We start from the raw sequence: 22,613 nt of genomic DNA on the forward strand, positions 1-22,613 counted from the left end.
GCCACGTGCGCACCGCCCGCTGTTCCGGGACAGCGCCGGTTCAGTCGTCGCCGTGGCGACGCTTCTCCACGCGCACGAGCAGCTCGCCCAGCGAACCGATCAGCATGCCCAGGCTGCCGAAGACGAAAATCCAGATGGCCGGCAGCATCGTGCTCTTCCAGAAGAACAGGATGCTGCCCGCGAAGAACAGGCTGTTCCCGAGCAGGCCGATGCCCAGGTGGACCCAAGGGAAGTCGCGGAGCAGCGCGCCCAGTCGGCGGCTTCCGTGCGGGTTGCCGGTGCTGGAGTGATGGTGGGTCGTAGCAGCCATCCCTGGCACCTACCCATGGTCGCCGGTGCATGCGCACGCAGGTTGATCCGCCTGGTGCAGGGGCAGGCCCCCGGGCGCAGACTCGAGGTCGGGTTCGATCCGTCCCGTCCGAGGAGGTTCTGGGTGCCCGACCGCCCGCAGATGACGTTGACCAGCACCGTGCTCGGCTGCCCCGACCCGCGGACGCTGGCCAGGTTCTACGCGGCGCTGCTGGACTGGCCGATCGCCACCGACGAGCCGGAGTGGGTCACGTTGCGACCGGGCGGCCCGGGGCTGTCCTTCCAGCTCGAGACCGACCACGTGCCGCCGTCCTGGCCGGCCGGGCCGGACGAGCAGCAGATGCAGCTGCACCTGGACGTGCGAGTCGACGACCTGGCGGCGGCCGTCGAGTACGCGGTGTCCCTCGGCGCCCGGCCCGCGGAGTTCCAGCCTCAGGACGGCGTCCGGGTCATGCTGGACCCGGCCGGGCACCCGTTCTGCCTGTTCGCCGGCTGACCGCCGCCCCCGATCTCCGGCCGCCGTGGTGGCCGTGGTCCGACACCGCCGGGTGGCGGCGGGCCGACATGGGGCGCTCAACGGGCACAGCAACGCCCGCGGGTGCTCGCGATCATGCGCACGATGTCCCTGGGCGGGGCGTCCGGCGGCGTCCGGCTGCTCTCGCCGGAGACGATCGACCTGGTGTTCCAGCCGCAGTCCGAGGGTGTCGACCTGGTGCTCGGCGTCCCGTTCCGGTTCGGCAGCGGGTACGCGCTGGACGATCAGTTACATGATGAACCGGATGGCGCCCGGAATCATCGGCTCGGACCGCAGTCAGGCCTACGTCGAGGCGGTCCACGCCGCGCTCGACTGAAGGCCCAGTCAGCGTGCTGGGCCAGGGGTGGCGCTGGCGGGGTGCTCCGCGGGGCGTGCGGGCGGCCGCCGGAGCCGTTGTCGTCGTATTCGGCTACGGGACCGTCGTCCACATCGGCCAGGTGGCCGGTCTCGGCGCGCCCGCGGGGCCGTTGCCGGCCTGGCTGTCGGCGTTCTTCGCCTCGCTGGTGCTGCTCGATCCGCTCGTCGCGGTCCCGGTGACGCGGCGACTGCGAGCCGGCGTCGTGCTCGGCGCGGTCGTGCTCAGCGCGGTCGTCCTGGCCGCGGACGCCATGGCGAACGCGTGGGCGAGCTACGTCCTGGACGCAGCCGGCGTGGTGACGGCCGGCCGCGTAGGGCAGGGGATCGTCACCGTGCTCGCCGTGGCGCTGCTGACCGTCGTCCCGACCCTGTGGCGCTGGTCGGAGGGCCGGGGTACGGCCGGGCGGCGGCCGGTCGGATGACCGGACCGGTCCGTCATACGAGGTGCAACTCCTCGGCCGGCACCCGCGGGCGCGGCACCGCGGCGAGCAGGTCGGGGGCGCCGGGGCTGCCGTGGTACCAGCCCTGCCCGTAGTCGACGCCGAGCGTGCGCAGGACGGCGGCCTCCTCGGCGGTCTCGACGCCCTCGGCCACCACCCGGGCGCGGCAGCCCCGGCCGAACTCGACCAGCGACCGGACCAGGGTGGTCAGCACCGGGTCGGTGTCGAGCCCGCTGACGATGCTGCGGTCGATCTTGATCACGTCGGGGGAGGTGACCACGATGTGCCGCAGCGAGGAGAAGCCGGCGCCGACGTCGTCGATCGCCAGCCGCATGCCGGCCGCCCGGAGTGGCGCCAGCACGTCGTTCAGCGCGACGTAGTCCTCGACCTGGTCGTGCTCGGACAGCTCCAGCAGGACGCGGTCCAGCGCCAGCCGGGAGAGCAGCTCGGCGCACTCTGGGCGCAGCAGCGTGGCTGGGGAGACGTTCATCGCCACGTACCCGTCCACCCGGGACAGGTGTTCGGCGGCGCGTTCGAGGGCGAGGAGCTCCAGTTCGTGCCCGCGGCCGATGCTGTGCGCCTCGGCGAAGCAGACGTCCGGCGCCTTGCCCCACTCCGCGGGGAAGCGGCTGAGCGCCTCGGCGCCGAGGCGCGACCCGGTGGCCAGCTCGACGATCGGTTGCAGCACGACCACCGGCCCACCCACGGCGATCACCGGCTCCAGTCGGTCCTCGATCTCCTTGCGCAGTGCCCGCGACCGCACCTCGGGCTCGATGATGACCGCCGCGGCCGAGGCCAGGACGTCCATCAGCGACTTGTCCCGCTCGGTGAGGTCCTTGTCGGTGGTCAGCCCGGCCGCGCAGAAGGTGCCGTAGAGCTCGCCGTTGGACAGCCGCACCGGAACCGAGACGTAGCTGCGCAGCCGCGGCATCTTGGCCGCGGGCAGCTCCATCGCCGCGGGGAAGGCCTTGAGGTCCGGGATGACCGGCGGCAGCTTCTTGTCCAGGACGACCTGGCAGAGCGTCTGGTCCTGCTGCTGCTGGTGGCCCTCCTGGAAGAGGAACGGAATGTTGGTCTCGACGACCTCCAGGTGCTGGGTGGTTCCGTCGAGCCGGCTGAGGAACGCCACGCTCAGGTGCAGCGACTTCTTCGCCGTCTGCAGCAGCTCGGCGATCTGCTGCTCGGCGTCCGTGCGCTTCTTGCCCATGTCGTCCCCTCACCTGGTGGTCTGCCCTCGTCATCGACCGGGCAGGGCACCGACTGAAGTTCCCGGCCGGCGGATTCCGTGCGGCACACCCGGATGGGGGGACGCGGAAGCGTTGATGTGGCCGCTGTGTCAGATGGGGGAGGCTGGGACGGTCGATGCACGGTCATGGCTGTTTCGTGACGTTCGTGCGTCGGTTGCCGTCTCGGGCGTGCCGTCTCCCGCGCCGCAGGAGAGTCTGGGGGGATGCGTGCGGGTGGGATGAGCGGCGGAGCGGCACCGGTGGAACCGCAGCAGCGCCGGGACGAGGACGTGGGGCACCGGATTCCGGCTGGGCGGGCAGCGCTGTCCGGGCTGGTGGCCACCGCCGCGGCGCTCGGGGTGGTCGAGCTGCTCGCCGGCGCACTGGGCGGCGTGCAGTCGCTGGTCATCTCGGTGGGGGACGCCGCCATCGACAGCGTCCCCGGCTGGCTCGAGCGCGCGGCCATCGCCGCACTCGGCACCCACGACAAGCCGGTGTTGCTCACCGTGGTCGTGCTGGTCTGCGCGCTGCTGGGCGCCGGGCTCGGGCTCCTGGCCCGCCGCCGGTTCGCGATCGCTGCGACGGGGTTCGTCCTGTTCGCCGGACTCGGCGTCGCCGCGGCGCTGGCCGATCCGCGCGGCTCGGCCCTCGGCACGGTGCTCGTCGGGCTACTGGGCGCCGCGGTGGGCGTCGTCCTGCTGCACCGCCTGTTGGCCGAGGCGCGCGTCCCCGAGCCGGGTGCCGGCGGGCAGCAGGAGGGCGTCGCGTCCGAGACCGACCGCAGGCGATTCCTCCTGGTGGCGGCAGGTGTGACCGCGCTGGCGGTGGCCGGTGGCGTCGGTGGATGGCTGCTGACCGGGCGGGAGCGGCTGGGCGAGCTCCGCGCGGCCATCCGGCTTCCCGTGCCGTTCCGGCAGGCTGGGCCGGTTTCGCCGGGCGCCGACCTGGAGATCCCCGGTCTGACGCCGCTGTTCGTGCCGAACAAGGAGTTCTATCGGATCGATACCGCGCTGCGGGTGCCGATCGTCGACCCGACCACCTGGCACCTGGAAATCCGGGGGCGGGTGGACAACCCGTTCACGCTGACCTACGGCGAGTTGATGGCCATGCCGCAGATCGAGGCTGACATCACGCTGTCCTGCGTATCCAACGAGGTCGGCGGGGACCTGGTCGGCAACGCGCGCTGGCAGGGCGTGCCGCTGCGCCCGCTACTGGAACGAGCGGGGCTGCAGGACGGAGCGACGCAGCTGCTCGGCCGGTCGGTCGACGGGTTCACCGCCGGCTTCCCGACCATCACCGCGCTGGACCTCGAGGAGGCCATGGTGGCGGTCGCGATGAACGGCGAGCCGCTGCCGGCCGAGCACGGCTTCCCGGCGCGGCTGGTCGTCCCCGGCTTGTACGGCTACGTTTCGGCGACCAAGTGGCTCTCGGCGATCGAACTCACCGACTGGGACGTCGACGGCTACTGGATCCCGCGGGGCTGGGCCAAGGAGGGCCCGATCAAGACGTCGTCCCGGATCGACGTCCCCGCGCCGGGCTCGCGCGTTGCCGCCGGACGGCGCCCGATCGCCGGGGTCGCCTGGGCGCCCACCCGCGGTATCGAGGGCGTGGAGGTGCGCGTCGACGACGGGCTATGGCAGCAGGCCGAGCTGGCCGAGCGGCTCGACGTCGACTGCTGGCGTCAGTGGTACCTGCCCTGGGACGCGACGCCGGGCCGGCACGTCATCGCGGCCCGGGCCACCGACGGCCTCGGCGAGGTGCAGACCGACGAGCGGACGCCGGTCGCGCCCGACGGCGCATCGGGCTACCCGGTCATCGAGGTCGTCGTCGAGGGTTGAGCCTCGGGAGGACCGCGGCACTCGGCCGGGACCGGTCCGTCCCCACCGACAGCACAGCGCCCCCGGGCCCCCCGTCGGAGAGAACGGGGGGCTGAGGGCGCTGTGTTCAGCCCTGCTCCGGAATCACTGCGCGAGGGTGATGTCCGTGGCCTGGACGTAGGAGTCGCCGGCCTCCAGCTGCTGCGCGGGGTCGTAGAGCTGCAGATCGGCGAGAAACTCCTCGTCGATCTGCTGGAGGGTCCCGGTGAAGCTCACGCGGTCACCCGTCTCCACCTCGAAAGGGGACTCGGGGTCATCGCTGCCGGCGAACGGCTGCAGCCGCACCATGATCGTCTGCCCGGCCTCCGGGCCGACGAAGAACGCCTCGTCGGCGACGACTGCCTGGACCTGCACGGTGTTGGCCTCGACCGGTTCCCCGACGCTCGTGGTCAGATCGACGTTCGGCGTGAGCACGTCGAGGTCCCCGACCATGATGACGCCCAGGCCGGCCATCGTCGGAACGGCCGGGGACGTCGTCGCTGCGGCGTCGGTGGAGTCGGCCCCCTCCACGTCCTCGGTGGCGCCGGTGGTCTCCTCGATCGCGGTCTCCGCGCCGGGGTCAAGATTCGGATCCTCGTCGCCGGTGAATTCTGCGATGATCCACCAGAGGACCAGCGCGGCGATCAGCGCGGCCAGCAGCAGCCATGGCCACAGGGGCCGCTTCTTCGTCGCGGCCACGGTGGCGCCGGTTGTTCGCGGTTCGGTCATCGGAAGGTGTCCTCGGGGTCGGTGACGTTGTGCTCCCCTGCGGTGCCCGGCTGGGCCGCGATGCCCGCATCCGGCGGCCGAACGTCATGGGATCGACACACGCCACTCGACCGAGCGGAGCGCTGGTCCGCTCGCTGGACCATCCCGCCGGGGTCCTCGGGCGCGCCGGATCGCACCTTCCCGACCACGGAGAGGAACTGGGCCGCAGCTCGAAGAAGGCGACCAGCGGAAGGGTGTTGATTCGGACGGGCCGGCGCTGAAGCCGGTCCCGCACGTCACGCGGACCGACCGCGGCTCCGCGCCGCTTCGGCGTCCGTGCCGCCCTCGGCCTGCTGGCCGTCCTGGTCGGGGGGGTGCCCTTCCTCGTCCTGTGGCTGCTCGTCCAGGATGGTCGCCGCTGGCGTCCCTCGCCGGGGGGTCCCGGACAGGTGCTGGGCGGCCAGGTCGCCCGCGCGGGAGGCCCTGAAGATGGTCGGGGGGCCGGTATCAGTCGCTGATGACCCGCAGGATCCGCCCCAGCTCGGCGCGGTCGGCGGTGGACAACCGGGCGAACAGCTCGTGCGAGTCGGCCGCCCGGGCAGCGTCCACCTCGCCCTGCACCCGCCGGCCGGCCACGGTGGGCGTGAGCACGACCGCCCGCCGGTCGCCGGGGACGGGGACCCGTTCCACCAAGCCCCGCTCCTGCAGGCCGTCGGCCACCTCGGTCGCCGACCGTGGTGCGATCCGCAGCGCCCCGGCCAGGTCCGACACCCGGACGCCGTCCTGCCCGCACACCACCCGCAGCGCGCGGGCCTGGTGCGGTGATAGGTCCCACGGCGCGAGCGCCTCGCGCCACCGACGGCGCTGGGTGCGCGCGAGCCGCATCACCAGGTCGCCGAGCGCGGCCGTCCCGTCGTCCACCACCCGGGAATCGTAACGGCACCTCTGCGGTTACCGCATCGTGAGGTAACCTCAGTAATCTCGGATCGAAAGGGGGTGGTCATCATCGACACCATGGACCCAGGCCGGGCAGGCGGGCGCTCGGGCGGGCGGCCCGACCCGGCCGACCGCGCCCAGCTGGAGCGCTCGCCCGTCCGGTGGAGCCGGGTGGCCGGGCTGTTCCGCCCGTACCGCTGGCAGCTGAGCCTGGTGGTGGTCCTGATCGTGGCCTCCTCCACGATCGCGCTCGCCACGCCGTTCCTCGTCCGGCTGGTCATCGACGAGGCCCTCCCCCGCCAGGACGTGCCGCTGCTGGCCTGGGCCGTCGCCGGCATGGTGGCGGTCACGGCGGCGACCGCCGTCCTCGGCGTGCTGCAGACCTGGCTGTCCACCACCGTCGGCCAGCACGTCATGCACGGCCTGCGGACGTCGGTGTTCACCCACCTGCAGCGCCAGTCGCTGGGCTTCTTCACCCGCACCAAGGGTGGCGAAGTGCAGTCGCGGCTGATGAACGACGTGGGCGGCATGCAGTCGGTCGTCACTTCGACCGCCACCTCGGCCGCTTCCAACGCCACCACCGTGATCGGGACGGCGGTCGCCATGGCCGCGCTGAGCTGGCGGCTGTCGCTGCTGTCCCTCGTCGTCCTCCCGCCGGCCATCGCGCTGACCCGCAAGGTCGCCCGGATGCGCCGCACCATCACCGCCCAGCGGCAGCGGCACCTCGCCGACCTGCACTCCCAGGTCGAGGAGGGGCTCAGCGTCAGCGGCGTGCTGCTCGGCAAGACCCTCGGCGCCGGACCGGCCCAGTCGCAGCGCTTCGCCGGCACCTCCGACGAGCTCGTCGCCCTCGAGGTGCGCTCGCAGCTGGCCGGCCGGTGGCGGATGGCCACGATGAGCATCATCTTCGCCGGCATCCCGGCGCTGATCTACCTGGCCGCTGGGCTGCCGGCCACGTCCGGTGGGATGACCATCGGCACGCTGGTCGCCTTCACCGCGCTGCAGGGCAACCTGTTCCGCCCGCTGATGGGGCTGCTGGACATCGGCGTCTCGCTGACCGCGTCGATGGCGCTGTTCAGCCGGGTGTTCGAGTACCTGGACCTGCCGGTGGACATCGACGATCCGGCGCACCCGGTGCAGCTGGGCCCCGTGCGCGGCGAGGTGCGGTTCTCCCACGTCGGTTTTCGCTACCCCGACGGTCCCCGACCGGCCCTGGACGACGTCGACCTCACCGTGCCGGCCGGCGCCACGCTGGCGCTGGTCGGGGCGACCGGGTCGGGCAAGAGCACCCTGGCCTCGCTGGTCGCCCGGCTCAACGACCCCACGACCGGCCGGGTGACCATCGACGGCGTCGACGTCCGCGACGTCATGCTGGCTGACCTGGCCCGGGTGGTCGGCGTCGTCTCGCAGGAGACCTACCTGCTGCACGGCACCATCCGGGAGAACCTGCGGCACGCCAAACCCAACGCGACCGACGCCGAGCTGGTCACCGCCGCCCGCCGCGCGCAGGTGCACGACCTGATCGCCTCGCTCCCGGACGGCTACGACACCGTCGTCGGAGCACGCGGGCACCGTTTCTCCGGCGGGGAGAAGCAGCGGCTGGCGATCGCCCGCACGCTGCTGCGCGACCCGCGGGTGCTGGTCCTCGACGAGGCGACCAGCGCACTGGACAACGAGACCGAGCGCGCGGTGCAGGCCGCACTCGACGAGGTCAGCCGCGGCCGGACGACGGTCACCATCGCGCACCGGCTGTCCACCGTCCGGTACGCCGACGTGATCGCCGTCCTGGACGCCGGCCGCGTCGTCGAGCAGGGCTCGCACGAGGAGCTCGTGGACCTGGGGGGCCGCTACGCCCGGCTGGCGGGAGCCGTACAGCGGGACGCCGTCCTGGCCACCTGAGCGACCCGGGTCATCGGCGATCAGCACCACCGGGGCGCCCCCCGCGTTGCGGGCTGCGTCTTCAGGCGAGGAGGAAGTACCTCAGGTAGAGGTACGGCACGCACAGCAGCACGGTCACGAGCGTGACGAGCGACCCGTACTTCGCGAAGTGCCAGAAGGTGATCCGGTAGCCGTTCTTCTCGGCGATGCCCAACATCACCACGTTGGCGCTGGCGCCGATCACCGTTGCGTTGCCCCCCAGGTCGGCACCGAGCGCCAGGGCCCACCACAGCACGTTGCCCGGGTTGCCCGTCTCGGCGGCCAGGGAGTCGACCAGCGGCGCCATGGTCGCCACGTACGGAATGTTGTCCACGACGCCGGACAGCACAGCGGAAGCCCCCAACAGGAGGAAGGTCGCGGTGCGGGCGCTGCCGCCGGTGGCATCGGTGGCCCACTCGGCGAGCTGCTCGATCGCGCCGACCTTGATCAGGGCGCCGACCATGATGAACAGCCCGGCGAAGAAGATCAGCGTGGGCGCCTCGACCTCGGCCAGGTACTCGCGCGGTTGCAGCCCGCTGATGAGGACCAGGACGCCCGCACCCAGAAGTGCAACGGCCGCCGGGGCGTAGCCGAGCGGCGAGCTGAGCACGAACCCGGCCAGGACGGCGAGCAGCACCGAGCCGGCCTTGATCAGCAGCGGCCGGTCGGAGAGCGCCTCACGCTCGTCCAGTTCCATCACCTCGGCGACCCGCTCGGCGTCATAGGTGAAGGCCTTGCGGAACAGCACGCGGCACATGCCCAGCAGCGCGATGACCAGCACCACGACGATCGGGGCGAGGTTGGTCAGGAAGTCGTTGAAGCTCAAGCCAGCGCGACTGGCGATGATGATGTTGGGCGGGTCACCGATCAGCGTGGCCGTACCGCCGACGTTGGACGCCAGCACCTCCGCGATCAGGAACGGCACCGGTGGCACGCCCAGGCGCTGGCAGACGAGCAGCGTCACGGGCGCGACGAGGAGCACCGTGGTCACGTTGTCCAGCAGCGCGGACGCCCCGGCCGTCAGCACGACGAGCGTCACCATCACCCGGAACGGCCGGCCCCGGGCCTGCTTGGCCGCCCGGATCGCCGCGTACTCGAACACTCCGGTCTGCCGGAGCACGCCCACGATGATCATCATCCCGAGCAGCAGGAAGATGACCTCCCAGTCGACCCCCGTCTCGGGTGACTGGAAGGCGTCCTCGAAGCTGACGACACCGGCGAGGAGCATCAGTCCCGCTCCACCGAGAGCGGCCTTGACGCGGTGGACCTTCTCCGAGGCGATGAGGGCGTAGGCGATCACGAAGACCGCGACGGCGAAGGCGGCCATTCAGCGTGCAGCGAGCAGCACGTCGAGCACCCGGGGCAGCGTCACGCAGCCCAGCAGCCGGTTGTCCTCGACGACGGCGACCAGCGGGCTGTGGGCCCGGGCCATCAGGACACACAGCTCCAGCACGGTGTCATCCGGTGCGGCGACCACCAGATCGCTGCGTCCACGCTCGGGGAGCAGGTCGCGCACCTTCCTGCCCCGGAGCTCGGCCAACAGCCGGTCGGCCCCACGCTCGCCGATCACCCGGGCCAGCGCCGAATCGTCCTGTACGTACTGCGGGATGACGAACCGCAACACGTCCGGACCGGGCAGCATCCGGGTCGGGCGGCCGTCGGGCTCGCAGACCACGATCCCCGGCAGGTGCTGCTCGGCCATCAACCGGGCGGCAGCCAGCGCATCGTCGTTCATCCCGATGGCCGGGAAGGGGACCATCAGGTCGCGGGCGAGCACCCGACCAACCTACCGACCGGGTGGGTCGGGCGCGCCGGGGCGGTGGTGCATGATGGCGGCGCGGATGGACGGACGGCAGTCCGAGCTCCTGGTGGTCTCCTCCGCCAACGACCGGAACGTCGGGGGTCGCCTGTGCCCCAGGAAAGGGGTGGGGGATGAGCACGCTCTTCGTGGGGCTGGGGAGGATGGGCGCGCCGATGGTGCGCCGGTACGCCGGCGATCACGACACGGTGCTGTACGACGTCGACCATGCCGTCGCGTCCGCCCTGGCCGATGAGCTGGGAAGTCCTGCGGTTGCGTCCCTCGAGGAGTTGCCCGCCGGCGTCGACACCGTGATCCTCATGCTGCCCAGCAGTGCCGTCGTCGAGTCGGTCCTGGTGGCCGGCGGCCTGTTGACGCGCCTGCCCAGCGGCTCGCTCGTCATCGACATGGGGTCCTCCGAGCCCGGGAGCACGCGGCGGCTGGCCGAAGCCGCGCGAGCCCGGAATGTCGGGTACGTCGACGCGCCGGTCTCCGGAGGAGTGGCGAAGGCGGTGACCGGCGAGCTGTCGATCATGCTCGGTGGCACCGAGGCCGACAGGGCGCGGGCGCGGCCGCACGTGCGTGCACTGGGCGGCAAGGTGCTGGACGTGGGTCCTCCCGGGGCCGGGCACGCCGCCAAGGCGTTGAACAACCTGCTTTCGGCGGCCAACCTGGCGGCGGCGGCGGAGGTCCTCACCGTGGCCAGGAAGTTCGGCATCCAGGCCGAGGTGATGGTCGATGTGCTGAACGCCTCCACCGGGCGTTCGCAGGCCACCGAGGTGAAGTACCCCAAGCACGTGCTGACCGGCGGTTACGACTCCGGCTTCGCCATGGACCTCATGATCAAGGACCTCGGCATCGCGGTGGCACTGGCGCGCGAGGAGGGGCTGAGCACCCCGGTCACCGATGCCGCCGTGCAGTCCGCGACCCGCGCCCGCGAGGTACTGGGCGGGGCGGGTCTGGACCACACCGAGGTCGCCCGCTACTACGAGTCGGTCAACCAGGTGTCGCTGCGCGCCACCGACGGATGACCCGGCCGGTCCGTCCGTACCCCGAAAGAGGAGATGCACCGTGAGCGGCGACCCGCAGGACTACATCGACGACATGGCCCGGACGCGCGGCTACGTCCTGGATTACCACAAGAAGATGGCCAAGCACGACTTCCCGGTCCTGCAGGCGGCCAACGGCCTGGTGTCCGCGGCCTACCTGGACCAGCGGTCGTTGGACCGCAGGACCAAGGAACTGATCTTCATCGTCAGTCTCACGGTGATGCGCGCGTCCAAGGGGCACATCCAGAGCCACATCCGGGTGGCACTCGATCTCGGTGTCTCCGCGCAGGAGATCCTGGAGGCCATCGAGATCTCGCTCCCCGAGGCGGGGGTCGTCGCGTTCCAGGCCGGCTTCGACGCCTGGTGCGAGGTGGTCGGGGCCGACGGCCTCGAGCCCACCGTCGAGGTGCACGAAGGTGGCAGCGGCGCCGGTTCCTGACCGGCCTGCGGCCACCCCCAGTGGTCGCCGGACGTCAGGAGCGACGCCAGCGTTCCCGGCCCTCCAGGTACAGGTCGCCACCGTGGACGTCGTTGACGACGACGGCGGGGAAGTCCTCCACGACCAGTCGCCGCACGGCCTCTGAGTCCAGGTCCTCGTAGGCGATCACCTCGGCGCTGCGTACGCACTGGGCGAGCAGCGCCGCGGTTCCCTCGACGGCCCCGAAGTAGACGCAACCGTGCTGTCGCATGGACGCCTTGACCGGGTCGGAGCGCAACCCCTTCCCGATCATGCCGCGCAGCCCGCGTTCGATGAGCAGGGGGGACCAGGCGTCCATCCGCGACGCCGTGGTCGGTCCGGCGCTGCCGATCACCGCGCCGGGGCGCGCGGGGGCGGGGCCGGTGAAGTAGAGCACCTGACCCGCCACGTCGAAGGGCAGCGGCCGGCCGTCGGCGATGGCCTCGGCCATCCGCTCGTGCGCCGCATCGCGGGCGGTGTAGATGGTGCCGCTGATGGAGACCACGTCCCCGGTGCGCAGGCCGGCCACGGCGTCGGCGGTCAGCGGGGTCGTCACCCGCACCGGCCGGAAGCCCTCCCCGGCGCTCACAGCTCGATGCTCCGGGTGCGGTGGGAGTGGCAGTCGAGGTTGACCGCGACCGGAAAGGCGGCGATGTGGGTGGGAAAGCTCTCCACGTGCACGGCCAGCGCGGTCTGGGTGCCGCCGTAACCGGCCGGGCCCACACCGGTGGCGTTGATCTCCTCGAGCAGCCGCCGCTCCAGCGCCGCGAGCTGCGGATCGGGGTTGGCTTCTCCGGACGGCCGGGTCAGCGCCTTCTTGGCCAGCACGGCGGAGCGCTCGAACGGGCCGCCGATGCCCACCCCGACCGTCACCGGAGGGCTGGCGTTGGGCCCGGCCCGCTCGATCGTCTCCACCACGAACCGGACCATCCCCTCCACGCCCTCGGCGGGGGTCAGCATCCGCAGTGCGCTCATGTTGTCGCAGCCGGCGCCCTTGATCAGCAGGCGGATCTTCAGCCGGCTCCCGGGCACCAGGTCGGTGTAGACCACGGCCGGTGTGTTGTCACCGGTGTTGCGCCGGTCCACCGGCCCGCGCACCAGGGATTTGCGCAGGTACCCGCGCTCATAGCCCCGGCGGACGCCCTCGTCGAGCGCCGCGGCCAGCCCACCCTCCACCCGCAGGTCCTCGCCGTGGTCGACGAACAGCACGGCGTAGCCGGTGTCCTGGCAGAAGGGCACTCCGTCGCGGCAGGAGACGGCCGCGTTCTCCAGCAGCCGGTCCAGCACCTCCCGGCCGTGGTCGGACTCCTCGTCCTGCCGTGCGCGCCGGAGGGCGCGCAGTTGGTCCTCGCCCAGACAGGTGTTCGCGGTGATGCACAGCTGTGCCACCGCCTCGGTCAGGTCCTCGGCTGCGATCGTGCGCATCGGCGTCCTCGCCGTCCCCTCGGGGACCACCTGTGCCAGCGTGGTCCGGTCGTGCCTGCAGCGGCGCAGGCCTTGACATGCTCTCGTCGTCCTGCGGAGAGTGCCACCCGGAGAATATTTAATCGAACATCGCGGGCGGACGATGCCTGGGGGAGAGGACGACGATGACGACGCCACGGGACCTGCCAGAGCTCGGCGTGCCGGGGGCACGCTGATGCGGCCGCTGGAGGGCATGACGGTCGTCTCGCTCGAGCAGGCCGTCGCGGCCCCCTTCGCCACCCGACAGCTCGCCGATCTCGGCGCCCGGGTGATCAAGGTGGAACGACCGGGCGCGGGGGACTTCGCCCGCGGCTACGACGAGACGGTCCGCGGCATGTCCAGCCACTTCGTCTGGCTCAACCGCTCCAAGGAGTCCCTCGCCCTGGACCTCAAGTCCGAGCATGGCCGGAACGTCCTCGAGCACCTGGTCGCGCGCGCCGACGTCTTCGTGCAGAACCTCGCTCCGGGAGCGGCCGAGCGCCTCGGATTCGGAGCATTCCAGCTGCGTCAGCGTCACCCGCGGCTGGTGCACTGCTCGATCTCCGGCTACGGCGAAGGCGGCCCCTACACCGACAAGAAGGCCTACGACCTGCTCGTGCAGTGCGAGTCCGGGCTCGTGTCGATCACCGGCACCGAGGAGACGCCGGCCAAGGTCGGCATCGCCGTGGCCGACATCGCCGCCGGCATGTACGCCTACACCGGCGTGCTGACGGCCCTCCTGCGGCGGGAGCGGTCGGGCGAGGGCGCCACCGTCGAGGTCTCGATGCTGGAGGCGCTCGCGGAGTGGATGGGGTTTCCCATGTATTTCACCCTGTACGGCGGCACTCAGCCGGATCGCTCGGGCGCCTCGCACGCAGCCATCGCTCCCTACGGCCCCTTCGAGGCCAGCGACGGGGTGGTCTTCCTGGGCATCCAGAACGAGCGGGAGTGGGCAGCCTTCTGCCAACGGGTGCTGGAGCGCCCGGCGATGGTCTCCGACGAGCGGTTCGCCACCAACAGCCGGCGGGTAGCCTCCGCCGCGGCGCTGCGGGAGGTTATCGAGGGGATCTTCCGCGCCGTGCCGAGTGAGGAGGTGCTGCGCCGATTGGAGGCCGCGGGCATCGCCAATGCGCGGCTCCGCGACGTGGTGGGCCTCATCGACCACCCGCAGCTCGCCGCCCGGGATCGCTGGCGGGAGGTCGACTCGCCGGTCGGCACGCTGCGGACCCTCCTCCCGCCCGCGCGCCTGGACGCCGACGAGCCGGTGATGGGTCCCATCCCCACCCCGGGCCAGCACACGGCTGCGATTCTGCGCGAGCTCGGTCTCGACGACGGGGACGGCGAACGGTCGTGACCGCCCGGGGGGCCACGCCGTGACCCGCCAGCCCGTCCACCCCGTCCAGTCCGCGCAGGCCGTACCGGCGGTGACCAAGGTGGAGGCGGCGGCCGCCACGCTGCGTGCGGCGATCCGCGCGGGTCGATACGCCCCCGGTGCCCGGCTCATCACCCGGGACCTCGCCGGCGAGCTCGGCATGAGCCTCACCCCGGTGCGCGAGGCGCTGTACCAGTTGCGGGCCGAGGGCCTGGTCGAGCACCGCCCCCACCGCGGCACGGTGGTCAGCGACCACAGCCGGAAGCGCGCCGAGGAGGTCTACCGGCTGCGCGCCGCGCTCGAGCCGATGGCCGGCGCGCTCGCCGCCGAGCGGGCCGGGGAAGCCGACCTCGCAGAGGTCGAGCAGTTGCTCGCCGACCTCACCGCGGCCATCGAGCAGGGGCGGACCGGCGACGTGCCCGTGCTCAACGCCGCTCTGCACCGGCGCATCTACGCGGCGTCGGGTTCGGGGCTGCTCGTGGAGTTCGTGGACCGGCTCTGGAACGGCGTGCCGTACCAGACGATCAGCCTCGGTGCGCGGGTCGCCGAGTCCGCGGCGGAGCACGAGCGGATCGTCGCGGCACTGCGCCGCCGGGACGCCGAGGCGGTCGCGGCCGAGATCCGCGGGCACATCGAGGCCGGAGCGGCGGCGGCCCTGTCGTCACTGCCGGGTCCGGTCCGACCGGCGCCGTGATCAACACGGCAGTGCGTCCGCCTTGACGCACGCATTTTCGCCCGGTGGACTCCCAGGGTGACCGGCTACCGCATTGCACTCATCCCCGGCGACGGCATCGGCACCGAGGTGTTGCCGCCGGCGCAGGCCCTGCTCGAGGTCGTCGGCGCCCGGCACGGGTTGTCCTTCACCTACGACTCGTTCGACTGGTCCTGCGAGCGCTACGTGCATGCGGGGGCGATGATGCCCGCTGACGGTCTCGACCAGATCCGAGGCCATGACGCCGTCCTGCTCGGGGCGGTCGGCTGGCCGGGTGTGCCGGACCACGTGTCGCTCTGGGGTCTGCTCATCCCGATCCGCCGGCAGTTCCGCCAGTACGTCAACCTGCGGCCGATCAAGGTGCTGGACGGGGTTCCCAGCCCACTGCGCCGCGCAGAACCGGGCGAGGTCGACCTGGTCGTCGTCCGCGAGAACGTCGAGGGCGAGTACTCCGAGGTCGGTGGCCGGTTCAACCGCGGGTTCCCCGACGAGCTGGCCGTGCAGCAGGCGGTGTTCACCCGCGTCGGGGTCACCCGGGTCGTGGAGTACGCCTACACGCTCGCCGAGGCGCGCGGCGGTCATCTGACCTCGGCCACGAAGTCCAACGGGATCGTGCACACCATGCCCTTCTGGGACGAACTGGTGGCGGAGGCGGCGGACCGGCATCCGTCGGTGCGCACCGACCAGGAGCACATCGATGCCCTGGCGGCCAAGCTGGTGCTCGATCCCACGAAATTCGACGTCATCGTCGGGTCCAACCTGTTCGGTGACATCCTCAGCGACCTGGCCGCTGCGGTGGCCGGGAGCATCGGCGTGGCCCCGGCCGCGAACCTGAACCCGGAACGGGAGTTCCCGTCCATGTTCGAGCCGGTGCACGGTTCGGCGCCGGACATCGCCGGCAAGGGCGTGGCCAACCCGGTAGGCGCTATCTGGTCAGCGTCGATGATGCTGGACCACCTCGGACACCCGGAAGCCGGCGCCGAGCTGCTCGAGGCGTGCTTCGGGACCCTCGCCGAGGGAGTCCGCACCGGCGACCTCGGCGGCACAGCGAGCACCGCCGAGTTCACCCGCGCGGCGCTCGACCGGGCCGAGGGGCTGGCCCGGCGCACCGGCTGACCGCCTCAGCCGGCAGGCACAGCCCCGGCCGGGGGCAGCCCGCGCAGGGAGGCGGCGATTCCGGTGGCCAGCAGCATCAGCCCGCTGACCACGGCGACGACGCCTTCCCAACCGGCCGCGTCGAAGGCGAAGCCGCTCGCCCAGCCGCCCACGCTACTGCCCGCGTAGTACGCCAGGAGGTACAGCGACGAGGCCTGCGCTCGCCCGCTGGTGGCCCGCCGGCTGACCCAGCCGCTGGCCGCGGTGTGCGCACTGAAGAACCCGACGGTGAATAGGATCAGCCCTCCGCCGATGGCCGGCAGCGAGTCCGGCACGGTCATCAGGATCGCCGCCAGCGACAGCAGGGTGCCGCCGAGCAGCACGTGGCGCCGCCCGATCCGATCACCGAGGCGGCCGCCCAGCGTGGAGGCGACCGTTCCCGCGAGGTAGACCAGGAACAGCAGGCCCACCACTGTCTGGGACAGCGAGAAAGGGGCGTCCAGGAGCCTGAAGGCCAGGTAGTTGTAGACGGTGATGAACGCGGACATGATCAGGAAGCTGATGGCGAACAGCCGCACCAGTCCGCTGTCGCGCAGGTGCGCTCTGACGTGCGACCACGCCGACCCGGAGTCCGGTGCGGCTGGTCGGTGGCTCATGCCTGACTCGCGGGGGAGCAGCAGCCAGAACGCCGCCAGGCAGGCCAGCGACAGGACGCCGGCCACGGTCATCGCGGGCCGCCAGTCACCGCCGAGATCGGCGGCCGTGCTGGTGACCACCCGCCCGGTGAGCCCGCCGAGGGTGTTGCCGGCCACGAGCAGCCCCATCGCGGAACCCAGCGACCCGGCATGGATCTCACGCCCGAGGTATGCCATCCCGAGCGCGGGCACGCCCGCCATCAGCAGGCCCTGCAGCGTCCGGACGGCCAGGAGCGCCCCGAAACTGGGCGCAAGTGGAGCCAGCAGTCCCAGGACCGCGGTGGCGAGCAGGGACATGCGGACGACCCGTCCCAGTCCCCAGCGCCTGGCGGCGGCGCTGGCCGGTATCAGTCCGAGGGCCAGGGCACCGGTGGCGACGGACAGGGTCAGGCTGGCGGTGCTGGGGTTGACGTCGAAGTCCGCCGCCACAAGGGGCAGCAGGGCCTGCACCGAGTACAACGAGACGAAGGTCCCCGCGCCGGCCACCGCCTGCGCCGCGCTCGCGCGCCGGTATCCCGCGCTGCCGCGGACGAAGCCCCGCTCCGTCGCCGCGGGGCGGGGAGACGCGGCCGCCGCCATCGCCGCCGCACTGCCCTGCTCGGTCACGCATCGACGGTAGAGACGGACGCTCCGCACGTCCAATGCATCGGTCAGCGCATTAGCATGCAGTCGTGTATGAAGCGGCCGGTGGCCCCGTCGCGACCATCGCTCCGCGCCTCGTGGAGTTCGCCGTCCTGGCGCGCGAACTGCACGTGACGCGGGCCGCGGAGGAGCTCGGCATACCCCAGCCGACGCTGAGCCGGCGGATGGCCCGACTCGAGCAGGAACTCGGCATCGCGCTGCTGGTGCGCTCCGGCCGTCGGGTGTGGCTCACCGCGGCGGGGCAGGCACTGCGCCGGTCCGTCGACGATGCCGTGGCGGAGCTGAACCTCGGGCTGCGGCAGGTTCTGCTGGACGCCGACCCCGGCCGTGGGCGGGTCGATCTGGGCTTCGTGCACACCCTCGGCCCGGTCGTGGTCCCGCGTCTGCTGCAGGAGTTCCGCGCGCGCAATCCTGGGATCCGCTTCGAGCTCCACCAGGAGGCGCACGACACGATGCTGACCCGACTGCACGCGGGCACCATCGACGTCTGCCTCACCTCACCGATGCCCGCGGATCCCGATCTGTCGACGCGGCCGCTGAGTGACCAGCGGCTGATCTGCCTGGTGCCGGCCGGCCATCCGCTGGCCCGGCGGCAGAGGGTCTCGCTCGCCGAGCTTGCGCAGGAGTCGTTCGTCGGACTCAAGCCGGGGTACGGGATCCGCAGGATCACCGACGAGTGGTGCAACGGGGCCGGGTTCACCCCGCAGCTGACCTTCCAGGGCGACGACATCGACACCGTCCGCGGGTTGGTGGCCGCCGGTCTCGGGCTGGCGTTGCTTCCCCGGGAGCCCGGCCGCCTCCCGCCCGGCACGATCGAGCTCCCGGTCACTCCCGAGGCGGCCCGCACGATCGGGGTCGTGTGGCCCCGGGACCGGCCGGAGACGCCACCGGTGACGCTGTTCCGGGAGTTCCTCATCGACCGCGGGGGTGCCCTGCTCCGGAACTGAGCAGGGCACCCCCGCGATCGGCTACTGGCCGAGCAGTGCCAACGAGATGAACGGCAGGTAGGTCACCAGCGCGAGCGCCACCAACAGGACCAGAGCGCTGGGCATGGCTGCCCGGGCGACCTGCAGCACGCTCATCTTCGAGATGCCGCTGGCCACGAACAGGTTCAGCCCCAGTGGCGGCGTCACCATGCCGATCTCCAGGTTCATCACCATGATCACCCCGAGGTGGATGGGGTTCACGCCGAGCGTCAGGGCGATCGGCAGGAGGATCGGCGCGATGATGAGGATCGCGCTCGAGGTCTCCATGAAGGCGCCCGCGATGAGCAGCAGGATGTTGACCAGGAGCAGGAACGTGAAGGTGTTGAGGTTGTAACCCAGGAACAGCTCGGTGATCTGCCCCGGGATACGTTCCGACGTCAGCACGAAGGAGAACAAGATCCCGTTCGCGATGATGAACATGATCATCGCTGACGTACGGGTCGACCTCAGCAGCACCTCCCCGAGGTCTTTGATGCTCAGCTCCCGGTAGATGCCCAGGGCCAGGATCAGGGCATAGGCGACCGCGACCGCGGCCGCCTCGGTGGGGGTGAAGACGCCGCCGTAGATGCCACCGAGCACGATCCCGGGCAGGGCCAGGCTGAGCACCGCGTCCCGCAGGGCACGCAGTTTGTCCGACCGGGTCATGCGTTGGCTCTCGTCGACCACGCCGAGGTTGCGCCGGCGGGAGATGACGAAGACCAGCAGCAGCAGCATCAAGCCGGCCATGATGCCCGGCAGGATGCCGGCGATGAAGAGGTCGCCGATCGACTCCTCGGTGGCGATCCCGTAGACGATGAGCGGGATGGACGGCGGGATCAGGATGCCCAGCGACCCCGACGTCGCCACCAGGCCGGTGGAGAACTTCTTGCCGTAGCCGCTGTTCACCATCGCCGGGATGATCAGCGTGCCGACGGCGACGACCGTTGCGGGGCTGGAACCGGAGATCGCGGCGAAGAACATGCACGCGAGCACAGCCGTCGCCGCCAGGCCACCGCGGACCTCACCGACGATCGCGTTGCCGGCGGCGATGAGTCGTCGGCTGATGCCGCCGCGGCTCATGATGCCGGCCGCCAGGACGAAGAACGGGATCGCCATGAGCGGGAAGCTGTTGAGTGAGTTGAACAGGCGCTCCGGCACCTGGGTGAGCGGAATGGTCGTGAAGTAGAAGAAGTAGAGGAACGACGTCAGGCCCAGGGCGACCGCGATGGGCGCCGATGACGCCAGCAGCAGGAAGAGGACGACGACCAGCGTGATGATCGCCCCGGTCATGCCCGGGTCTCCCCATCGAGCTTGGTGCCGGTTGCCTCGGCTTCGGACATGAGGATGGAGCCCTCGCCCTCCTCGAACGCGGTGCGGCCGCGGGCGGTGCGCCACACGATCTCCAGCGCCCGCACGAACATGAGCGTGAAGCCGATCGGGACGGCGGCCTCCACCACCCACAGCGGCAGCTTGGTCGAGGGGGTGACCGTCGAGGTGGAGAACGGCTCGAACAGGAGCAGCCAGGCGTAGATCCCGACCACCAGCAGGTAGATGGCGGTCAGGACGGCTCCGAGGACGGCCACGGCCCGCCGGACGCGGCCCTTCAGCACGATGAGCAGGACGTCGACGCTCACGTGCTCGTTGTGCCGCAGGGTGATGACGGCGCCCAGGAAAGTCGAGTAGATGATCAGATAGATGATCGCCTCCTCCGACCAGGAGAAGAAGACGTTGAAGAAGAAGCGCAGCAGCACCGCGCTCACTGCGATCGCCGTGGCCAGCCCCAGCGCCGTCATGGCCAGCGCGTTCTCGATGGCGGTCAGTATCTTGTCGAGCCGGGACATCCGATCTCCTGTCACGAAGCACCGCGGGGGGCGGCGCCGCAGCGCCGCCCCCCGCGGATGAGCCCTGGGTCCGGTTACTTCTGTGCGAGCAGCGAGTCGATCAGGTCAGAATCGATCACGTCGCGGTACTGATCCCACACCGCCGGGACGACGGCGTCCTTGAAGGCCTGCCGCTCCTGGTCGGTCAGCTTGAGGATCTGGGTCGTCCCCGCGTCCTCGATCGTCTTCTTCGCGTCCTGGTTGAGCTGCGCGGCGATCTTGCGGTTGTAGTCACTCGCCTCGTCGGCCGAATCCTGCACGACCTGCTGGAGATCATCCGGGAGGCTGTTGAGGAAGTCGTTGTTGATCACCAGCACGTAGCCGATGTAACCGTGGTTGGACTCGGTGATGTTCGTCTGCACCGTGTGCATGTTCTGCGACTCGATGTTGGAGTACGGATTCTCCTGGCCATCGATAACCCCCTGCTGCAGGGCGTTGAAGACCTCGGAGAAGGCCAGTGGCGTGCTGTTGGCGCCCCATGCGGAGAACTGGGCGGCCAGCACGTCGGAGGGCTGGATGCGGAAGCTCAGCCCCTGGAGGTCGGCCGGCGTGCGCATCTCCGTGTTCGAGGACAGCTGCTTGAGGCCGTTGTCCCACAGACCGAGGACCTTGATGTTGTTGTCGGCCAGGGCCTGGTTCTCGAAGATGGCCTTCCCGGCGGGGGTGTCCGGGGATACGACCTTGGGGATGTCGTCGACGCTGTCGAACAGGAACGGCAGGTCGAGCACCTGCAGCGCCGGGGCCAGCGTGGTGAACTTCGCGCTGGCGGGCGCCAGGACCTGCACGCTGTTGGACTGCAGCGCCTGCAGTTCGTCCTTGTCCCCGTAGAGCTCGGAGTTGGGGAAGACGTCGACGGTGATCTTCCCGTCGGACTTCTCCTCGACGAGCTCCTTGAACTTCTCGGCGGCCTGACCCTTCGGAGTCTTGGGGGCCACCACGTGGGAGAACTTGATCGTGAAGGTCTGATCCTCGCCTCCGCCACCACCGCTCCCACTACTGCGTGCGCCGCCACAGGCGCTCAGTGCGAGCACCGCGCTCAGCCCGAGCACGGCAACGCTCGTGGCACGACTCCGTCGTCGCATCATGTATTTCCTCCGTCGTCGACGGGCTCAGGGCAAGAGAGAACTGAGCCCTGGATGTGCGCCCCGATTTGGCAGGCCATTCATACCCAGGAGTGTGACCTGGGTCAAGCTGCCTGCTGCAAGTGACACCGAGACGTGACCACCGCCTTCCGATGCCGGGTCTCCGCGGGCACCGCATGGGGCATGGGGACGACGTCGTGCGACCTAGACTGCCCCCACACCCACTACCGGGTGTCGAGGTTCCGGCACCCGGCGTGCTGCCCGGCCAGGGGGATGCTGCGATCGGAACCGCGATGTACGAGGAGCCCAGGCGGGTCGCGGGAGCGGGCCGGCCGGAGCCGGCGTTCCGGCGTCTGGAGAACGACCTCCGTTCGCAGATCCACCGGAACGAGTTCCCCGCCGACACGCCGCTGCCCACCGAGGCCGAGCTCGCCCGCCGGTATTCGGTGAGCCGCCAGACGGTGCGGCGCGCCTTCCACGACCTGGTCGCCGAGAACCTGGTCTTCCGAGTTCCGGGCAGAGGCACCTTCGTGACCGCCCCGTCCGGGCGCTATCTGCGCCAGTTCGGCTCGGTCGAGGAGCTGATGTCGTTGTCGGCCGACAGTCAACTGCAGGTCGTGCAACCCCTGACCGCGCTGGTGGACCCGACTGCCGCCGGGCGGCTCCGCCTGCCCGACGACCGCGTGGCGATGACGATCTTCCTCCGCCTGCACCACGGCGAGGCCTTCTCCCACACCGTCGCCTACCTCCCCCCGCGGGTCCGCGAGCGGCTCGGCGAGGTCGGTGAGCTGGCGAGCGCGGGAACCGCGAGCCGGGTGACCCTGATCGGCCTGCTCGACGCCGTACTCCCACGGCCGATCCGGGACGCCGAGCAGAGCATCACGGTCGCCATGGCGCCGGCTGACGTGGCGACCGCCCTCGAGGTCGAGACCGGCAGTGCCCTCCTGCGAATTGACCGGATGTACTTCGACACCGACGGGGAACCCGTGGAGCTGGCGATCAGCCACTTCCACCCGGACCGCTACTCCTACCGCGTCCGATTGCACCGGAGCCCCGCCTGAGGTCCGGTCGTCGTCACCGCTTGACGGACCGGCCACATGCTGAATAAATGGCCGTACATTACCCGTTGAACCTCCCGC

At 71.1% G+C, this 22,613-nt stretch carries 23 protein-coding genes; 11 read left to right on the forward strand and 12 right to left on the reverse strand.

The genetic code is table 11. The features are described 5' to 3' along the window. Positions 1 to 40: 40 nt before the first annotated feature. The gene (locus BLW04_RS11470) at positions 41 to 310 is read right to left on the reverse strand and encodes a YrhK family protein (protein WP_091540552.1); all 270 of its coding nucleotides are present in this window, start codon (positions 308 to 310) and stop codon (positions 41 to 43) included. A 123-nt stretch (positions 311 to 433) separates the two neighbouring features. Between BLW04_RS11470 and BLW04_RS11475 the strand changes: the two genes are divergently transcribed. Further along, positions 434 to 805 carry a VOC family protein gene (locus BLW04_RS11475; RefSeq protein WP_217630991.1) on the forward strand — a complete coding sequence of 124 codons (372 nt, stop codon included), beginning with the start codon at positions 434 to 436 and terminating at the stop codon, positions 803 to 805. 410 nt (positions 806 to 1,215) lie between these two features. Continuing rightward, entirely contained in the window at positions 1,216 to 1,623 is a 408-nt protein-coding gene (locus tag BLW04_RS11485; RefSeq protein WP_254781368.1) for a hypothetical protein, read from the forward strand. 13 nt (positions 1,624 to 1,636) lie between these two features. On the opposite strand, the gene BLW04_RS11490 is transcribed toward BLW04_RS11485, so the two are convergent. Beyond that, the gene (locus tag BLW04_RS11490; RefSeq protein WP_091540555.1) at positions 1,637 to 2,848 is read right to left on the reverse strand and encodes a sensor domain-containing phosphodiesterase; all 1,212 of its coding nucleotides are present in this window, start codon (positions 2,846 to 2,848) and stop codon (positions 1,637 to 1,639) included. Positions 2,849 to 3,127: 279 nt separating this feature from the next. Here BLW04_RS11490 and BLW04_RS11495 point away from each other — a divergent pair, with 279 nt between their 5' ends. Continuing rightward, positions 3,128 to 4,705, forward strand: coding sequence for a molybdopterin-dependent oxidoreductase (locus tag BLW04_RS11495; RefSeq protein ID WP_217630993.1), 1,578 nt, complete (start codon positions 3,128 to 3,130; stop codon positions 4,703 to 4,705). A gap of 123 nt (positions 4,706 to 4,828) precedes the next feature. Here BLW04_RS11495 and BLW04_RS11500 read toward each other — a convergent pair whose 3' ends face one another. Together BLW04_RS11500 and BLW04_RS11505 are read right to left on the reverse strand one after the other, a co-directional pair. Next, on the reverse strand, positions 4,829 to 5,452 hold the full coding sequence (locus BLW04_RS11500; RefSeq protein WP_091540562.1) for a hypothetical protein: 624 nt from the start codon (positions 5,450 to 5,452) through the stop codon (positions 4,829 to 4,831). A 486-nt stretch (positions 5,453 to 5,938) separates the two neighbouring features. Further along, positions 5,939 to 6,352: a MarR family winged helix-turn-helix transcriptional regulator gene (locus BLW04_RS11505; RefSeq protein WP_254781371.1), complete on the reverse strand. Its 414-nt coding sequence runs from the start codon at positions 6,350 to 6,352 to the stop codon at positions 5,939 to 5,941. Positions 6,353 to 6,445: 93 nt separating this feature from the next. On the opposite strand from BLW04_RS11505, the gene BLW04_RS11510 reads away from it, so the two are divergent. Continuing rightward, on the forward strand, positions 6,446 to 8,266 hold the full coding sequence (locus BLW04_RS11510; protein ID WP_091540715.1) for an ABC transporter ATP-binding protein: 1,821 nt from the start codon (positions 6,446 to 6,448) through the stop codon (positions 8,264 to 8,266). Positions 8,267 to 8,327: 61 nt separating this feature from the next. Here BLW04_RS11510 and BLW04_RS11515 read toward each other — a convergent pair whose 3' ends face one another. After that, complete coding sequence (locus BLW04_RS11515) at positions 8,328 to 9,611, reverse strand: ArsB/NhaD family transporter (RefSeq protein ID WP_091540565.1); 1,284 nt, start codon at positions 9,609 to 9,611, stop codon at positions 8,328 to 8,330. After that, a complete protein-coding gene (locus BLW04_RS11520) occupies positions 9,612 to 10,061 on the reverse strand; it encodes a CBS domain-containing protein (RefSeq protein WP_217630995.1) in 450 nt (149 codons plus the stop codon). 155 nt (positions 10,062 to 10,216) lie between these two features. Here BLW04_RS11520 and BLW04_RS11525 point away from each other — a divergent pair, with 155 nt between their 5' ends. Together BLW04_RS11525 and BLW04_RS11530 are read left to right on the forward strand one after the other, a co-directional pair. Then, positions 10,217 to 11,113 (forward strand): NAD(P)-dependent oxidoreductase, encoded by an 897-nt coding sequence (locus tag BLW04_RS11525; protein ID WP_091540568.1) that lies wholly within the window; start codon positions 10,217 to 10,219, stop codon positions 11,111 to 11,113. A 40-nt stretch (positions 11,114 to 11,153) separates the two neighbouring features. Then, positions 11,154 to 11,570, forward strand: a complete 417-nt coding sequence (locus BLW04_RS11530; RefSeq protein ID WP_217630996.1) for a carboxymuconolactone decarboxylase family protein — start codon at positions 11,154 to 11,156, stop codon at positions 11,568 to 11,570. Between the two features lie 34 nt (positions 11,571 to 11,604). On the opposite strand, the gene BLW04_RS11535 is transcribed toward BLW04_RS11530, so the two are convergent. Beyond that, on the reverse strand, positions 11,605 to 12,177 hold the full coding sequence (locus BLW04_RS11535) for a Fe-S-containing hydro-lyase (protein WP_091540572.1): 573 nt from the start codon (positions 12,175 to 12,177) through the stop codon (positions 11,605 to 11,607). Further along, complete coding sequence (locus BLW04_RS11540) at positions 12,174 to 13,013, reverse strand: fumarate hydratase (protein ID WP_091540575.1); 840 nt, start codon at positions 13,011 to 13,013, stop codon at positions 12,174 to 12,176. The genes BLW04_RS11535 and BLW04_RS11540 overlap by 4 nt, the downstream gene beginning before the upstream one ends. A 232-nt stretch (positions 13,014 to 13,245) precedes the next feature. On the opposite strand from BLW04_RS11540, the gene BLW04_RS11545 reads away from it, so the two are divergent. The 3 genes from BLW04_RS11545 to BLW04_RS11555 are packed head-to-tail and all read left to right on the forward strand — an operon-like array spanning position 13,246 to position 16,231. Further along, a complete protein-coding gene (locus tag BLW04_RS11545; RefSeq protein WP_254781374.1) occupies positions 13,246 to 14,385 on the forward strand; it encodes a CaiB/BaiF CoA transferase family protein in 1,140 nt (379 codons plus the stop codon). Positions 14,386 to 14,404: 19 nt separating this feature from the next. After that, positions 14,405 to 15,097, forward strand: coding sequence for a GntR family transcriptional regulator (locus BLW04_RS11550; RefSeq protein WP_091540581.1), 693 nt, complete (start codon positions 14,405 to 14,407; stop codon positions 15,095 to 15,097). A gap of 57 nt (positions 15,098 to 15,154) precedes the next feature. Next, a complete protein-coding gene (locus tag BLW04_RS11555) occupies positions 15,155 to 16,231 on the forward strand; it encodes a tartrate dehydrogenase (RefSeq protein ID WP_091540583.1) in 1,077 nt (358 codons plus the stop codon). Positions 16,232 to 16,236: 5 nt separating this feature from the next. On the opposite strand, the gene BLW04_RS11560 is transcribed toward BLW04_RS11555, so the two are convergent. Further along, the gene (locus BLW04_RS11560; RefSeq protein ID WP_091540586.1) at positions 16,237 to 17,511 is read right to left on the reverse strand and encodes an MFS transporter; all 1,275 of its coding nucleotides are present in this window, start codon (positions 17,509 to 17,511) and stop codon (positions 16,237 to 16,239) included. 65 nt (positions 17,512 to 17,576) lie between these two features. Between BLW04_RS11560 and BLW04_RS11565 the strand changes: the two genes are divergently transcribed. Continuing rightward, positions 17,577 to 18,494 carry a LysR family transcriptional regulator gene (locus BLW04_RS11565; RefSeq protein ID WP_091540589.1) on the forward strand — a complete coding sequence of 306 codons (918 nt, stop codon included), beginning with the start codon at positions 17,577 to 17,579 and terminating at the stop codon, positions 18,492 to 18,494. A gap of 21 nt (positions 18,495 to 18,515) precedes the next feature. On the opposite strand, the gene BLW04_RS11570 is transcribed toward BLW04_RS11565, so the two are convergent. The 3 genes from BLW04_RS11570 to BLW04_RS11580 all read right to left on the reverse strand — a co-directional run bounded on the left by BLW04_RS11570 (position 18,516) and on the right by BLW04_RS11580 (position 21,441). Beyond that, entirely contained in the window at positions 18,516 to 19,802 is a 1,287-nt protein-coding gene (locus BLW04_RS11570; protein ID WP_091540593.1) for a TRAP transporter large permease, read from the reverse strand. Continuing rightward, the gene (locus BLW04_RS11575; protein ID WP_091540596.1) at positions 19,799 to 20,353 is read right to left on the reverse strand and encodes a TRAP transporter small permease; all 555 of its coding nucleotides are present in this window, start codon (positions 20,351 to 20,353) and stop codon (positions 19,799 to 19,801) included. Before BLW04_RS11575 ends, BLW04_RS11570 begins: the two co-directional genes overlap by 4 nt. Positions 20,354 to 20,427: 74 nt before the next feature. After that, complete coding sequence (locus tag BLW04_RS11580; protein ID WP_175484016.1) at positions 20,428 to 21,441, reverse strand: DctP family TRAP transporter solute-binding subunit; 1,014 nt, start codon at positions 21,439 to 21,441, stop codon at positions 20,428 to 20,430. Positions 21,442 to 21,767: 326 nt separating this feature from the next. Between BLW04_RS11580 and BLW04_RS11585 the strand changes: the two genes are divergently transcribed. Beyond that, the gene (locus BLW04_RS11585; protein WP_091540725.1) at positions 21,768 to 22,535 is read left to right on the forward strand and encodes a GntR family transcriptional regulator; all 768 of its coding nucleotides are present in this window, start codon (positions 21,768 to 21,770) and stop codon (positions 22,533 to 22,535) included. Positions 22,536 to 22,613 lie beyond the last annotated feature (78 nt).

This window comes from Modestobacter sp. DSM 44400 (assembly GCF_900107175.1).
In the GTDB taxonomy this organism is placed as follows: Bacteria; Actinomycetota; Actinomycetes; order Mycobacteriales; family Geodermatophilaceae; genus Modestobacter.